Below are 13,176 nucleotides of genomic sequence, written 5' to 3' on the forward strand. Positions count from 1 at the left end.
TAATGGCATTACTGATCGACGACAGCTGCATTAACTGCGACATGTGTGAGCCTGAGTGTCCTAATCAGGCGATCACTATGGGTGAAGAGATCTATGAAATCGACCCCGATCGCTGCACCGAATGCGTTGGTCACTACGACAAGCCAACCTGTGTGTCCGTCTGCCCGATTGACTGTATCGACCCCGATCCCAACCGAGTAGAGTCGCAGGACGAACTGCTAGTGAAATTTGCAGTTCTAACACAAAAAACTTAGCCAATGTTAAGCCAATAAAAAGCCCTGAGATTAGCTCGGGGCTTTTGCTTTATCTCTGCCGAACACATTAGTTAAAACTGGGGGATTTACTCAGAATAACCGTCGGTTTAGCCTCAATTTGCAGTCGCTCAATAATGGCAGCCAGCTTTTCGATACTCAGGCGGATCGGGGTAGGCATAGTTGAAAATTCTATGCTTAATAATAGGTTTTTTACCTCAAGGCCCAATTCAGTATCCCCTTCAATATTCAGTTTACGCTGAAAAAATAGCGTATCGGGATCTTCCTTCGCCGCAGCAACTAACAGCAACTCCGCCGAGTTAGCGCTAAAGGTGACCTGCGCATGGGTTAACTCTCTCACTTGCCATTGACCATCAAAAGTCACTTCAAAATTCAGGTTTAAATCCTCAACCCGAATAGCGACCCACTTTTCCGCTAAAAAATCCAGTTCATCATCCGCGGTTTGCGAAGCTAGCAAAAGTCCAAGCAATTGGCTAATCACTTTCGCTTTAAGGCTAAACGGCACTTTTGCGAGGGGGAAACTCATTAACTTAGGCGTGATTTCAAGGAGTTGTTTTGCAAATTTTGCTGAAAAAACAGCGGACATAATGGGTACCCTACAAAAATAAAACACGATATATCCCAGTTTAACGGGATTTTATGATCTTAAACCTGTTTTAAATCAATTCACCGCTATTCAATCTTGCCTAAACTCAGCGGCTATCAATTTATCGGGAGCATGAATATGGAGCTTTTGTGTCCAGCAGGAAATCTGGCCTCGCTAAAGTCGGCGTTACAAGCCGGAGCCGATGCGGTATATCTAGGGTTAAAAGACGATACCAATGCACGTTCATTTGCGGGATTAAATTTCACTCCGGCAAAGCTACAGGAAGCCACTGAGCTTACGCATATGCGCGGTAAGAAAATCTTTTTAACCTTAAATACTTTCCCAAAACCTGGGGAAGAACATCGCTGGTATCAAGCCATAGATTTAGCCGCCAAGCTCGGGATCGATGCATTGATTGTCGCCGATCTTTCTTTGCTCGATTATGCCCATAAACATTACCCGCAGCTGCCACTGCATCTTTCTGTACAGGCAAGCGCAACCAATCTTGGCGCACTGAGTTTTTATAAAGAAGCCTTTAATATTGCTCGGGTGGTCTTGCCTCGAGTGCTATCCATAAAACAAGTGCGCGATCTTGCCAAAGTCAGCCCAGTGGATTTAGAAGTGTTCGCCTTTGGCAGTCTATGCATTATGGCCGAGGGGCGATGCCATTTATCATCCTATGTCACGGGTCAATCACCCAACACAGGCGGTTCTTGCTCCCCAGCCAAACACGTGCGCTGGCAAGAGGAAGGACAAGACAGATTAACTCGGCTCAATGATGTGCTTATCGATAAATCAGCCTTGGATGAGCAAATGGGTTATCCCGTGGTTTGTAAGGGACGCTACATTACTGATGATCAAGATTCTCCTCAGTATTTACTCGAGTCGCCAACCAGTTTAAATACCTTAAGTTTACTACCTGAACTGGCTAAGGCAGGCATAGTGTCGTTAAAAATCGAAGGTCGTCAACGTAGCCCAGCTTATGTTGAGCAAGTTACTAGAGTCTGGCGCCAAGCCATAGATACCTATTTTGAAAATCCCGATAAGTTCCACAGTCAACCCCAGTGGGAGCAAGCCTTAGCTAAGGTTTCCGAAGGGCAGATCACAACGCTTGGCGCCTATGAGCGCAACTGGCAATAGGCAGTAATGCTCGATAAACAGATTGAAAGTAAGGAAGAGTTATGCGTATTTCCCTAGGCCCATTACTGTATTGCTGGCAGAAACAACAAGTCATCGACTTTTACCAGCACGTTGCAGCCAGCCAAATCCCGCTCGTCTATTTAGGTGAAGCTGTCTGTAGCCGCAGACGCGAACTAAAATGGGGGGATTATCTTGAACTTGCACAAATGCTCAAGCAGGCAGGTAAAGACGTAGTGCTTTCAACTCTCGCATTAATTGAGGCGCCATCGGAGTATACCGAGCTCAAGCGTCAAGTAGATAACGGCGAATTTATGATAGAAGCCAATGATATGGCTGCAGTCTACCTCGCCAAAGAGCACAAATTACCCTTTGTCTGCGGTGCCAGTATTAACAACTATAACCGAGCCAGCTTAGATATTTTGCAGGGTTTAGGTATGCAGCGATTTGTCATGCCAGTGGAGTTATCTAAAGCTTGGTTAGAGCAAGTCATACAAGATAAACCCGCTTTTGAGGTGGAAGTGCTTGGCTACGGCTATTTACCGCTGGCTCATTCAGCGCGCTGCTTTACCGCAAGGCACAAACAACTCACCAAAGACAGTTGTGAAACAATTTGTCGCCAATACAGCAAAGGGCTCTTGGCGCAAACCCAAGAGATGCAACCCCTATTAAGACTTAATGGTATTCAAACCCAATCGGCTGCTTGCTTGGATTTAGGCAGTGAAATCGCAACTATGGATCAAATGGGGGTGGATGTATTTAGAGTGTCACCCAGCAGTGCGGAATGTATCGCTAAAGCCGAAGCCTTAATCGAAGCCCTTAAGACACAAAGGGTACTCTATGTCCCCATAAGCGATGAGCAATGTGATGGCTATTGGTTTGGTGAAGCGGGCCTTACAACGCATGCCAGCTAATAGATGAGTCAATCTCCATTACTGGCCTTTGGACTATAAGTAAACTGACTGATGAGCAGTACAGTCGTCCAACATAATAAACTACCCAGTCCTATCCATTCCAATAGGGCTGGCCACCATGGGGTGGGTCTTGGAAGTTGTTGCACCATTTCTTGATAAAAAGGTCTATCGCCTTCCGTTAATCCCAGTTCCAATTGCGGAGCATACAAAAACGTCATCATGCTACAGAGCACAATCAAGGCTAATAACCAAGTCCAACGTCCGAATGCTGACCGGCCCAAACTGGCGAGGATTAAATAAAATATCGCGCTTAGGCTGCCCAAATAGAAAAACCATTTCAGGCCTAAAATGTGCAAATGGTACACATTGACCGGGAATAAACCGACCCAAGCTAACGCAAAGAAGGTTAAAGCCAAACAAATAAAGAAAGGATATCCCCAACAAGAGGTTACATTTTGCAATGAAGACAAACAATAAAAAACGATGCTTAAACTGCCAAAAAATAACCCTCCATTAAGGACTACAGCAAGGGGGGAATGCCCATAAGTCCCTAATTCACTTAGGGTATGGTTTAGAACGTTAAAATGCGGTTGATCTGAAGAATTAAACCCCAATACCGCCACTACAATCCCGAGCAACAACCCAAAAATACCAAGAAAACCAAATTTAGTGGCGAGTGTAGAACTCTTTTTCATGTGACGCTTCTTATCGTAACAGTCATGAATAAATTAGCTAAATAGGAATGACACTAACTTACATGGAAATTAAAAGATTTAAAGCGGCACATATCCGCTTTATGATAATTTTTTTACTTTCTCCGTTATTATCGATTTTTTAGTCATCCTTAAGCAGAACAACAACGTCAAAAAAACCGAATAAAACTATTGAGAATTGCACCTCAGCCACGCATAAAAATGTAATCTCCCCCCAAAAATAGCTTGAATCGCCCCATAGCAATCAATAGGTGATCGGCATCGCACTGTTAGCATTATTTATTTAACACCCGCTAGCTCAGCACAGGTATTACGGCTAAAAAATGGCCTGATGCTGCATTTCATGTCTTAACTGTAATATTTTTTACTCAAACCTAAACCGAGCCCATTATAGGCGACAGAATAAAACACGTCTAAAAACCTGCGCCATATAAACACCTAACCGATTGATTAGCTTAATATAGCATAGGGATAGTTTGATAAGCATGGCTATAGACTAAAGTGGAATACTCAAAAAATAACTATGCTGTTTTGCTGCTTATATCAAACTAACTAGCGAATCGTTTTACATAGCAAGGCTAAGCGAGTAATCTTCCCCATTCTCGTTTTTGAGTTGAATGAAAATGCACCTTAACTGGCATTAAAAACAGTTTGGATGGCAGCTTATTCAAGTTTATTTTGTGCGACTCGTACTTTAAGGTGTACACCATTGGCTACTGAAAATAAAAACCTCAATATAAAGACGATACTCACCTTTATCGTCCCTTCGCTGGTAGGCCTGCTGCTGTTTATGACGCCTATCAGCTATAACGATGCGATTACGATTCCTATCGCTATCATATCTAAAGCATTACAAAGCGCATTAAGCGATGTATTAACCCTCATAGTGACTGTCATAGTCGTGGCTATGGCTGTCGTATCTTTGCTGGCAAAAATGCTTAAACCGGCCTTTATTACGGGCAATCACTTCCTGAACGGCTTACTCAATGTGAGCCCATTATGGTTAATAACCCGTATTGTCGGCGCCGTGTTTATCGTGCTCACCTATTTAGGCCTAGGTCCTGAGGTGATTAATTCCTCAAGCACTGGCGCATTAGTGTTGAACGACTTACTGCCCGTGCTGTTCTCAGTGTTTATTTTTGCGGGGATGTTACTGCCGCTGCTACTGAATTTCGGTCTACTAGAGCTATTTGGCACCCTGCTAACCAAAATCATGCGGCCGGTGTTTAATCTACCGGGTCGTAGCGCTATCGATTGTATGGCCTCATGGTTAGGCGATGGCAGTGTGGGGATTTTGCTGACCAGTAAACAGTACGAAGCGCGCTTTTACACTCAGAGGGAAGCGGCCGTTATTGGTACGACTTTTTCGGCAGTGTCTATTACCTTCAGCCTAGTGGTAATTTCACAAGTCAAGTTAGAGCATATGTTCGTGCCCTTCTATTTGACTGTGTGTCTGGCGGGTTTTGCCGCGGCGATCATAGTGCCTAAGTTGCCTCCCTTGTCATGGAAGAAAGACCATTATATCGATGACACCCCACGCTTACCCGACGATGAACTGATCCCTGTGGGTCACGGCGCACTCTCTTGGGGCTTCGAAAAAGCCCTAGAAAAAGCGGCCAATGCGGGAGGAATTAAAACCGTCCTACACGAAGGTGTGAAAAACGTCATCGATATGGTGTTTGGCATTATTCCTGTGGTGATGGCGATTGGTACTCTGGCGCTGATCATTGCCGAACATACCCCCGTCTTTAACTACTTAGGTATGCCGTTTATTCCCTTACTGGAACTACTGCATATTCCCGAAGCCACCGAAGCGTCTAAAACCATAGTGGTCGGTTTTGCCGATATGTTTATCCCCTCAATCCTCGCAAGCTCGATTGAATCGGATATGACCCGTTTCGTGATTGCGGCACTCTCTGTCACTCAGTTGATCTACATGAGTGAAGTTGGCGCACTCCTTATTGGCAGTAAAATTCCAGTGAACTTTGTAGAGCTCTTCGTTGTGTTTATCCTACGCACCTTAGTAACACTACCCGTTATCGCGGGCGTAGCACATTTGCTGTTTTAACAGCTTAAACTCGCTTCACTGAAATAACCCCAAAGGGGAGTCAGTTCAACTGACTCCCCTTTTGTCATCTGCACGTCATGTAAACGTCATCATTCAGTCAAAGCCTCTGGCTAAGCTTGCTCTCGTCAACAGCCTAATAGGGTGCATACGAGATGACGGGATTTGATTTCAGGAATATTGCCCCTACAGTGAAGGGGAATACGCAAAGCGCTAAGACTGATTTTTCGCCCACATTTAATCGCTCAGCTCACTTCGCACCCTCGCTAGACACCTCCATCCCCACACAAGCAAGCCCATCGATATTAAACCTCCCACATATAACCGTTAATGCTTTGTGGCTCTCGGACATCCATTTAGGTTGCAAGGACTGTAAGGCTGATTATCTACTGAGTTTGCTCGCTACGGTGCGCTGCCAGCATCTGTATTTGGTGGGGGATATTGTCGATTTATGGGCCCTAAAACGTAAGTTGCATTGGCCCGATAGCCACAACAAAGTGCTACAAAAAATCATCGAGTTAGCGCAAAACGGTACCCAAGTGATTTATCTACCAGGTAACCATGACGAACTGATAAAACCCTATGCCGAGCTCAGTCTTTGGAATATCAAAATTGCACGCCAACATATTCACCAAGGAATTGGCGGCCATAAACTATTGATGCTCCATGGTGATCAATTCGATGCTGATGTCTGTGTCGGTCGTTTTTATGCCATGCTAGGCGATAATTTGTACGACTTACTGTTGTTCCTTAATCGTAATCTTCACAGCCTACGTGAACGCTTAGGTTACCCCTATTGGTCACTGGCAAGTTATATCAAATCAAGAGTGGGTAAAGCCCAAGTCGCCATTGGCCGCTATCGTCAAGCCGTGATCGACTATGCACAGCACTTTGATGTCGATGGTGTTATCTGCGGCCATATCCACCAACCTGAACTTTCTACTCACCCAAGAGCTGCGCAATACAGTACACCCGAGCAGCGTCAGATCATTTACGCTAACGACGGAGATTGGGTTGAAAACTGCAGTTTAATTACTGAAACCCTCGCAGGTGAATTACAGCTCTGCCGCTGGAATGAACAGACTTTAACACTCGACATACTCCAGAGTATCGCACTTGTACAAAGTCCACCCGATGTGAACAGCACTGTGCACGATAAATCAGCGGCGCGCAGGACGAACACTGCCCAAGAACTCGAATCTCGGCCAAGGGATGTCGCCTAATACTATGACTATCCTTCCTAACCCAATGAATAATAATGAACAGACGTCAAAACTCCTTCCCTATAATAACAATGCAGAGCGGCTGTCAACGCTTAAGGTAAACCCAATGATCTTTACCGTCGATAATGTGGTTGAAAATAATCTACCCGCCATCCATGGCAAGCCTTGGCTGGCTAAACCGGCCAAAGCCATGCTGCGTTATCTCCTTAATGAGAAACAATGTAACGATATCGCCAATCAGTTTTCCTACTTACAAGGTATCGACTTTGTCGAACAAGTATTAGCGAGTTTCGATTTTAGCTTTACCGTCCCGGCCAATGAGATTGAAAATATCCCCTGTGAAGGGCGAGTCCTCATCTTCGCTAACCACCCCATAGGTTCACTCGATGCACTAGCCCTGATCAAGTTGATCAGCGAAATTCGCCCCGATATTAAAGTCGTCGCCAACGAACTCCTGATGGCACTTGAGCCTTTGCATTCAATCCTGCTCCCCGTGCGCAATATGACAGGCGGCACGCCTAAACAGCATTTAGAAAAAATCCACCAGCACCTGCGTAATGAAGGTGCTGTACTGATTTTCCCCTCGGGCGAAGTCTCGCGCCTGCGACCCAACGGGGTAAGGGATACCCAGTGGCATTCTGGTTTTTTAAAAATGGCAATTTCCTGTAATGCACCTTTGCTACCTATCTATCTTGATGCCAAAAACTCAGCCACCTTCTACGGTGCGTCGATGATTTATAAGCCGCTGGCGACGCTACTATTAGTAAAAGAGATGTTCAAACAGGCCAAACGCAATATGCCGATCCGAATCGGCGAGCTGATCCCCAATGAAGCCGTGCGCTCGATGGATTTTCCGCTTAAGACCAAAATAAAACTGTTGAAGAATCATTTATATCGCATTGGTAAAGATAAAGATCCGCTGTTTATCACCCAAAGTGCTATCGCCCATCCAGAATCCCGACGAGAGTTACAAACCGCATTGCAACAGTGTGAACTGTTAGGGGAAACTCAAGATAACAAGTTGATCTACCTCTATCACCACCACGATAGTAATCCCATCATGCGGGAAATTGGCCGCTTAAGAGAAATCGCCTTTCGCGCTGTAGGAGAAGGTACAGGTAAGCGCCGGGATATCGATAAATACGACTCTTATTATCAACATCTTGTCCTATGGGATAAGCAACAATTCGAGATTGTTGGCGCCTATCGCTTTGCCAGTGGTGATCAAGTCTTAGCTCAGTACGGTGAAAATGCTCTTTATAGCCAGTCCCTGTTTCAATATGACGATAGTTTTATGCCCTATGTGAAACAAGGTTTAGAGCTAGGTCGCAGTTTTGTGCAACCCAAGTATTGGGGTAAACGTAGCTTAGACTACCTCTGGTTTGGCGTTGGGGCATTTCTCGCCAAGCATCCTGAATATCGTTATCTATTTGGCCCAGTATCCATCAGCAATCAACTCCCAGGTAGTGCACGGGAAATGCTGGTGCATTTTTACTCAAGGGAATTTGCGCCCATGCAAACTATGGCCGTGTCTATGTCACCCTTTGGCTTATCACAGCAACAAAAAGCACAATTAGACAACTTATATAGTAACGATGATTACCCGAATAATTTCAAGCAGCTTAAACAAATGCTCGCGAGCATGGGCGCCGCAGTCCCAACGCTTTACAAACAATATGGTGAACTCTGTCGGGCTGACGGCGTTAAATTCCTCGCCTTTGGTATCGATGCAGACTTTGGTGATTGCATCGATGGCCTAGTGCTAGTCGATACCCATAAGCTAAAAGGTAAAAAGTATCAACGCTACATTGGTGCGCATTTGCCTGAAGCTGAACGCATGCTAATAGCACAGGAAGATGAATGCGAGGAGCTGGATTAGCCGAAAGCCGTGCGGCTTAATCTTAAATCAGCCATAGGTTAACACTTTGTACTAAGGGATTGGCTAATTAAGCACCACTCTGTTATAAGTATCTGTAATGCTGTGCATTAACAGAATTAACAGGGAGAGTACCATGACGATCATTATCGCCGATATTATGAGTACCCGAGTCGTCACTATCGAAATGGACGATCGGCTCACTGTGGCAAAGGAAATATTCGATCAAGCAAACTTTCATCACCTGCTTGTAGTTGATGAATATAAACTAGAGGGAGTGCTCTCTGAGAGGGATTTACTACGAGCGATTAGCCCTAATCTTGGTAGCAGTTCTGAAACCATCAAAGATTTAGAAACCTTGCAAAAACGGGTGCATCAAGTCATGACCCGCAATCCCCTTACTGTAGCCCCTCACATCAACTTAGACGCAGCCACTCGCCTTCTATTAGATAATAATATTGGCTGCTTACCGGTATTAGAGAACGGAAACTTGGTTGGAATAGTCACTTGGAAAGATTTACTGCGTGCCTATTGTGAATGTCGCGCACAAAATCAAAGCGAGTGCTAGCCCTAACTAAAAGCCTGCACTCGCTTTTTATCATCAAATAACGGCTTTAAATCGCCCAGCCGCCCATATAAAACACCACTAAGCCTAAGGTAATCGCCAATACACCTACCTTCAACTTACGCCATTCACCGCTACAAATACGGCCTACCACTAAAGTGACAAAGCCCAGCATAATACCTGTAACAATATTGCAGCTTAAAATGATGAATACGGCGCAGGTCAATCCCGCCATAGCATCGACCTTATCGTTAAAGTCGAGCTTTGCCACATTGCTCAGCATCAATAAACCCACATACATAAGGGCTGGTGCCGTTGCATAAGCAGGAACTAAATAACTCAAAGGAGCAAGGAATACCATAAGCAAAAACAACACACCCACAATCGTTGCCGTTAAACCCGTTTTACCGCCCGCTGCAGTGCCAGCTGCCGACTCGATATACACAGCTGCTGGAGCACCGCCAACCACCCCTGCAAACATGCTGCTCACAGAATCCGATGTTAACGCTCTGCCACCGCCGACAATATTATCATCTTTATCGAGCAGGTTAGCTTGGCCAGCCACAGCGCGAATGGTTCCCGTTGCATCGAAAATTGCCGTCATCACTAAGGCCAACACTATCGGTAATACCACAGGATTAAAAGCGCCCATAATATCGAGCTGACCAATTAATGAATGTTCAGAGGTAAAATCGGGGAAGGCAAATAAGCCTTGGTATTTCACACTTGGGTCAAACACTAACCCAAATAACGACAGCACGATAATCACCAGCAAAATGCCACCGGGTACACCACGGCGCTCTAAACCAATAGTTGCCGCCAAACCAAGTACAGTGGCAATCACAGATAAACTATTAATATCACCTAATTTAACCGGTAAACCCGCATTATTGGCGACAATCAACTGCACGCTGTTAGTGGCAATTAACAGTAAAAATAAGCCAATACCTATGCCAGTACCGTGGGCTATGCCTTTGGGTAAATTCGCCAGTACCCACTGACGAATACCAGTCACACTCACGAGGGTGAAAGTCACACCCATCAGGAAGATTGCACCTAAGGTGACGGGGATCGACATGCCCTGTCCCAACACTAAGCTAAAGGCCGTAAAGGCCGTGAGTGAAATAGCGCAACCAATTGCCATGGGTAAATTGGCCCATAGGCCCATCAGTAAAGAACCAAAGGATGCAATTAAACAAGTGGCGATAAACACGGCGCTGGGATCAAACCCCGCTTGGCCTAGCATATTGGGCACCACAATCACTGAGTAAACCATAGCGAGGAAGGTGGTTAACCCTGCAATCACTTCTTGGCGAGCTGTGCTACCACGTTGATGAATTGAAAAAAAACGGTCCAGAAATGAACCTGAGGGTACGGCTGTTGAACTTAAGTGCTCAGACATAATATTGTTATACCTTGTGATCTCTTAAAATTAGGGTCGATACCATAGTGTAAAAAACACCATTGGCGACGCTGGCTACGGCAGATTAGAGCCCCAAATCCATCGGACTTGGGTGAGAGATCCACATCATTTTCCTACTGCGGGAAAAATCCATGATCTGCATGCAGTGACGCTTCGCAATGGCTAAAATACATTAACCATATTGACGCAGCCGTTGTTGGCCGCGGATGATACTGGAATATCCCAAGGATAGCTAAGACATCGCCAGCACTTCGATAAAAAATTAGCGATAAAATCCGAAATCAGTTGTTCAATAAACAAGCTAACCCCATACAATAACTGTAGTTTTAGATCACAGTAAAACAATTGAAACTCTGCCAGAACAAGATCCAACCAATTTCATACTCGAAATGCCCAACGTCAAAATATTTTCACTACTCACTATTAATGGAAATGTAATATGCGATCTAAGTTGTGTTATTGAACAAAAACCTAGCTTGCTTTTACAGCCACATAAATATGACTTATGCTTAGCACTACAAATTAAGGCTACCGTTGGCAGGCTATGAAAGGAAAAGAATTGGTTATGGACGAGAGACGCAAATTTTCGCGGATTTTATTCGCTGCCAGCGCATCACTACATCAAGAAAACGAGCATTGGCAAACCACCATTCTCGACCTCAGCCTTAATGGCGCATTGGTTGAAGAACCACGTGACTTTATTAACACGGGGAAACCGATTCGTTTAAGTTTTACTCTGCCAGAATCCGATATTGAACTGCAAATGGAAACCGAGCTAATCCATCAGAGAAACGGCCAACTGGGTTTAAAATGTAATTTTATTGATGTCGATAGCATCAGCCATCTTAAACGTATGGTTGAGCTCAACCTTGGGGATTCGACCCTGCTTAACCGAGAACTTGCATTCTTTATTGAAGAGCATAATAACGCCGACTAAATGCATTCATTCGCCCAATAGAAACCGCGCCAAGGCAAATGCGTTGTTTCTATTGGTAAGCATATATCAAACTCTGCGCTAAATAGCCTCTAGGGCTTCAGATAGTTTTGAAACACCTATGACTTCCATTCCAATAGGAGGCTTTTTCGGTACATTTGCCTTTGGCACTATCGCTCGCTTAAAGCCATGCTTAGCCGCTTCAATGAGTCTCTCTTGCCCATTAGGTACAGGGCGAATTTCGCCGGATAAGCCTACCTCACCAAATGCGACCAAATCACTGGGTAAAATCTCGCCACGAAAGCTGGACACCATAGCGAGTAACAAGGTTAGATCCGCACTGGTTTCAGTAACTTTAACGCCTCCAACCACGTTGACAAATACGTCCTGATCCGACATTTGTAAACCACCATGACGGTGCATTACCGCAAGTAACATGGCTAAACGGTTCGCATCCATACCCACAGCCACACGGCGAGGATTAGACATAGCCGAGTTATCCACCAGCACTTGTAATTCCACCAACAGCGGGCGAGTACCTTCCCAAACGACCATAACTAAAGAACCCGAAGACTCCTCTTCACCGCGGGATAAAAATATCGCAGAAGGATTAGCGACTTCTTTTAAACCACGTTCGGTCATCGCAAACACGCCTAACTCATTAATTGCGCCAAAACGATTTTTGTGGGACCGCAGGGTACGATAGCGACTATCGCTATCCCCTTCAAACATCACAGAGCAGTCGATACAATGCTCAAGCACCTTGGGACCAGCAAGACTGCCGTCCTTAGTCACATGACCAACCATAATCACGGCTATACCATTTTGTTTGGCAAAACGAGTCAGATAAGAGGCCGATTCGCGCACCTGCGACACGCTGCCAGGGCTCGATGCCACGTCACTCATATGCATAACCTGAATTGAATCTACCACAATCACCTTAGGCAATTCCTTTAGGGCGACTTCGCAAATTTGCTCGACACTGGTTTCCGATAACATCCGCAATTTATTGGTAGGTAAACCTAGGCGATGGGCGCGCATCGCCACCTGCTGCAATGACTCCTCACCAGTAACGTATAACGCAGGCATTTGTTCAGCCAGATAACATAACGTCTGCAACAACAAGGTACTCTTACCCGCACCAGGGTGACCACCGATAAGAATCGCCGAACCAGGGACAATACCTCCACCCAGCACTCGGTCGAGTTCGCCAAAGTGACTCAAAATTCGCGGTAAGGCATTTAAATCTATTTGATCTAAGGTTTTGACTTCACTACTACTTGTTCCAGCATAACCGGCAAACTTAGTGCCACGCCCAAGCGTCGCAGCACCGAGTCTGACTTCGGTGATCGTATTCCACTCTTGGCAAGCACTACATTGACCTTGCCAACGTGGGAAATCTTGCCCACACTCATTACACACGTACGCGGTTTTATTCTTTGCCATAACTTATTAAAATCTGTATAAA

At 45.2% G+C, this 13,176-nt stretch carries 12 protein-coding genes; 8 read left to right on the plus strand and 4 right to left on the minus strand.

Annotation, left to right across the window (positions count from 1 at the left end; genetic code table 11):
- Positions 1 to 2 precede the first annotated feature (2 nt).
- Positions 3 to 254: a YfhL family 4Fe-4S dicluster ferredoxin gene (locus L2744_RS01275; RefSeq protein ID WP_248990348.1), complete on the plus strand. Its 252-nt coding sequence runs from the start codon at positions 3 to 5 to the stop codon at positions 252 to 254.
- A 67-nt stretch (positions 255 to 321) separates the two neighbouring features.
- Here the strand turns inward: L2744_RS01275 and ubiT are convergent, their stop codons facing one another.
- The gene (gene ubiT / locus L2744_RS01280) at positions 322 to 858 is read right to left on the minus strand and encodes a ubiquinone anaerobic biosynthesis accessory factor UbiT (protein WP_248990349.1); all 537 of its coding nucleotides are present in this window, start codon (positions 856 to 858) and stop codon (positions 322 to 324) included.
- A 138-nt stretch (positions 859 to 996) separates the two neighbouring features.
- Here ubiT and ubiU point away from each other — a divergent pair, with 138 nt between their 5' ends.
- Both ubiU and L2744_RS01290 read left to right on the plus strand, forming a co-directional pair.
- On the plus strand, positions 997 to 1,998 hold the full coding sequence (ubiU, locus tag L2744_RS01285) for a ubiquinone anaerobic biosynthesis protein UbiU (protein WP_248990350.1): 1,002 nt from the start codon (positions 997 to 999) through the stop codon (positions 1,996 to 1,998).
- A 41-nt stretch (positions 1,999 to 2,039) separates the two neighbouring features.
- The gene (locus L2744_RS01290) at positions 2,040 to 2,909 is read left to right on the plus strand and encodes a U32 family peptidase (RefSeq protein WP_248990351.1); all 870 of its coding nucleotides are present in this window, start codon (positions 2,040 to 2,042) and stop codon (positions 2,907 to 2,909) included.
- An 8-nt stretch (positions 2,910 to 2,917) separates the two neighbouring features.
- Here the strand turns inward: L2744_RS01290 and L2744_RS01295 are convergent, their stop codons facing one another.
- Complete coding sequence (locus tag L2744_RS01295) at positions 2,918 to 3,604, minus strand: DUF998 domain-containing protein (RefSeq protein ID WP_248990352.1); 687 nt, start codon at positions 3,602 to 3,604, stop codon at positions 2,918 to 2,920.
- Positions 3,605 to 4,331: 727 nt separating this feature from the next.
- Between L2744_RS01295 and L2744_RS01300 the strand changes: the two genes are divergently transcribed.
- From L2744_RS01300 to L2744_RS01315, 4 genes are all read left to right on the plus strand, one after another.
- Positions 4,332 to 5,690 (plus strand): YjiH family protein, encoded by a 1,359-nt coding sequence (locus L2744_RS01300; RefSeq protein WP_248990353.1) that lies wholly within the window; start codon positions 4,332 to 4,334, stop codon positions 5,688 to 5,690.
- 152 nt (positions 5,691 to 5,842) lie between these two features.
- Positions 5,843 to 6,910 carry a UDP-2,3-diacylglucosamine diphosphatase gene (locus L2744_RS01305; protein ID WP_248990354.1) on the plus strand — a complete coding sequence of 356 codons (1,068 nt, stop codon included), beginning with the start codon at positions 5,843 to 5,845 and terminating at the stop codon, positions 6,908 to 6,910.
- 106 nt (positions 6,911 to 7,016) lie between these two features.
- Complete coding sequence (olsF, locus tag L2744_RS01310) at positions 7,017 to 8,789, plus strand: bifunctional ornithine lipid synthase OlsF (protein WP_512700981.1); 1,773 nt, start codon at positions 7,017 to 7,019, stop codon at positions 8,787 to 8,789.
- Between the two features lie 133 nt (positions 8,790 to 8,922).
- On the plus strand, positions 8,923 to 9,354 hold the full coding sequence (locus L2744_RS01315; RefSeq protein ID WP_248990356.1) for a CBS domain-containing protein: 432 nt from the start codon (positions 8,923 to 8,925) through the stop codon (positions 9,352 to 9,354).
- 46 nt (positions 9,355 to 9,400) lie between these two features.
- On the opposite strand, the gene L2744_RS01320 is transcribed toward L2744_RS01315, so the two are convergent.
- Positions 9,401 to 10,753, minus strand: a complete 1,353-nt coding sequence (locus tag L2744_RS01320) for an NCS2 family permease (protein WP_248990357.1) — start codon at positions 10,751 to 10,753, stop codon at positions 9,401 to 9,403.
- A 586-nt stretch (positions 10,754 to 11,339) separates the two neighbouring features.
- Between L2744_RS01320 and L2744_RS01325 the strand changes: the two genes are divergently transcribed.
- Entirely contained in the window at positions 11,340 to 11,711 is a 372-nt protein-coding gene (locus L2744_RS01325; protein WP_248990358.1) for a PilZ domain-containing protein, read from the plus strand.
- 78 nt (positions 11,712 to 11,789) lie between these two features.
- Here L2744_RS01325 and radA read toward each other — a convergent pair whose 3' ends face one another.
- Positions 11,790 to 13,154: a DNA repair protein RadA gene (radA, locus tag L2744_RS01330; RefSeq protein WP_248990359.1), complete on the minus strand. Its 1,365-nt coding sequence runs from the start codon at positions 13,152 to 13,154 to the stop codon at positions 11,790 to 11,792.
- Between the last annotated feature and the right edge of the window lie 22 nt (positions 13,155 to 13,176).

It is taken from the genome of Shewanella profunda (genome assembly GCF_023283765.1).
Classification (GTDB): Bacteria; Pseudomonadota; Gammaproteobacteria; order Enterobacterales; family Shewanellaceae; genus Shewanella; species Shewanella profunda.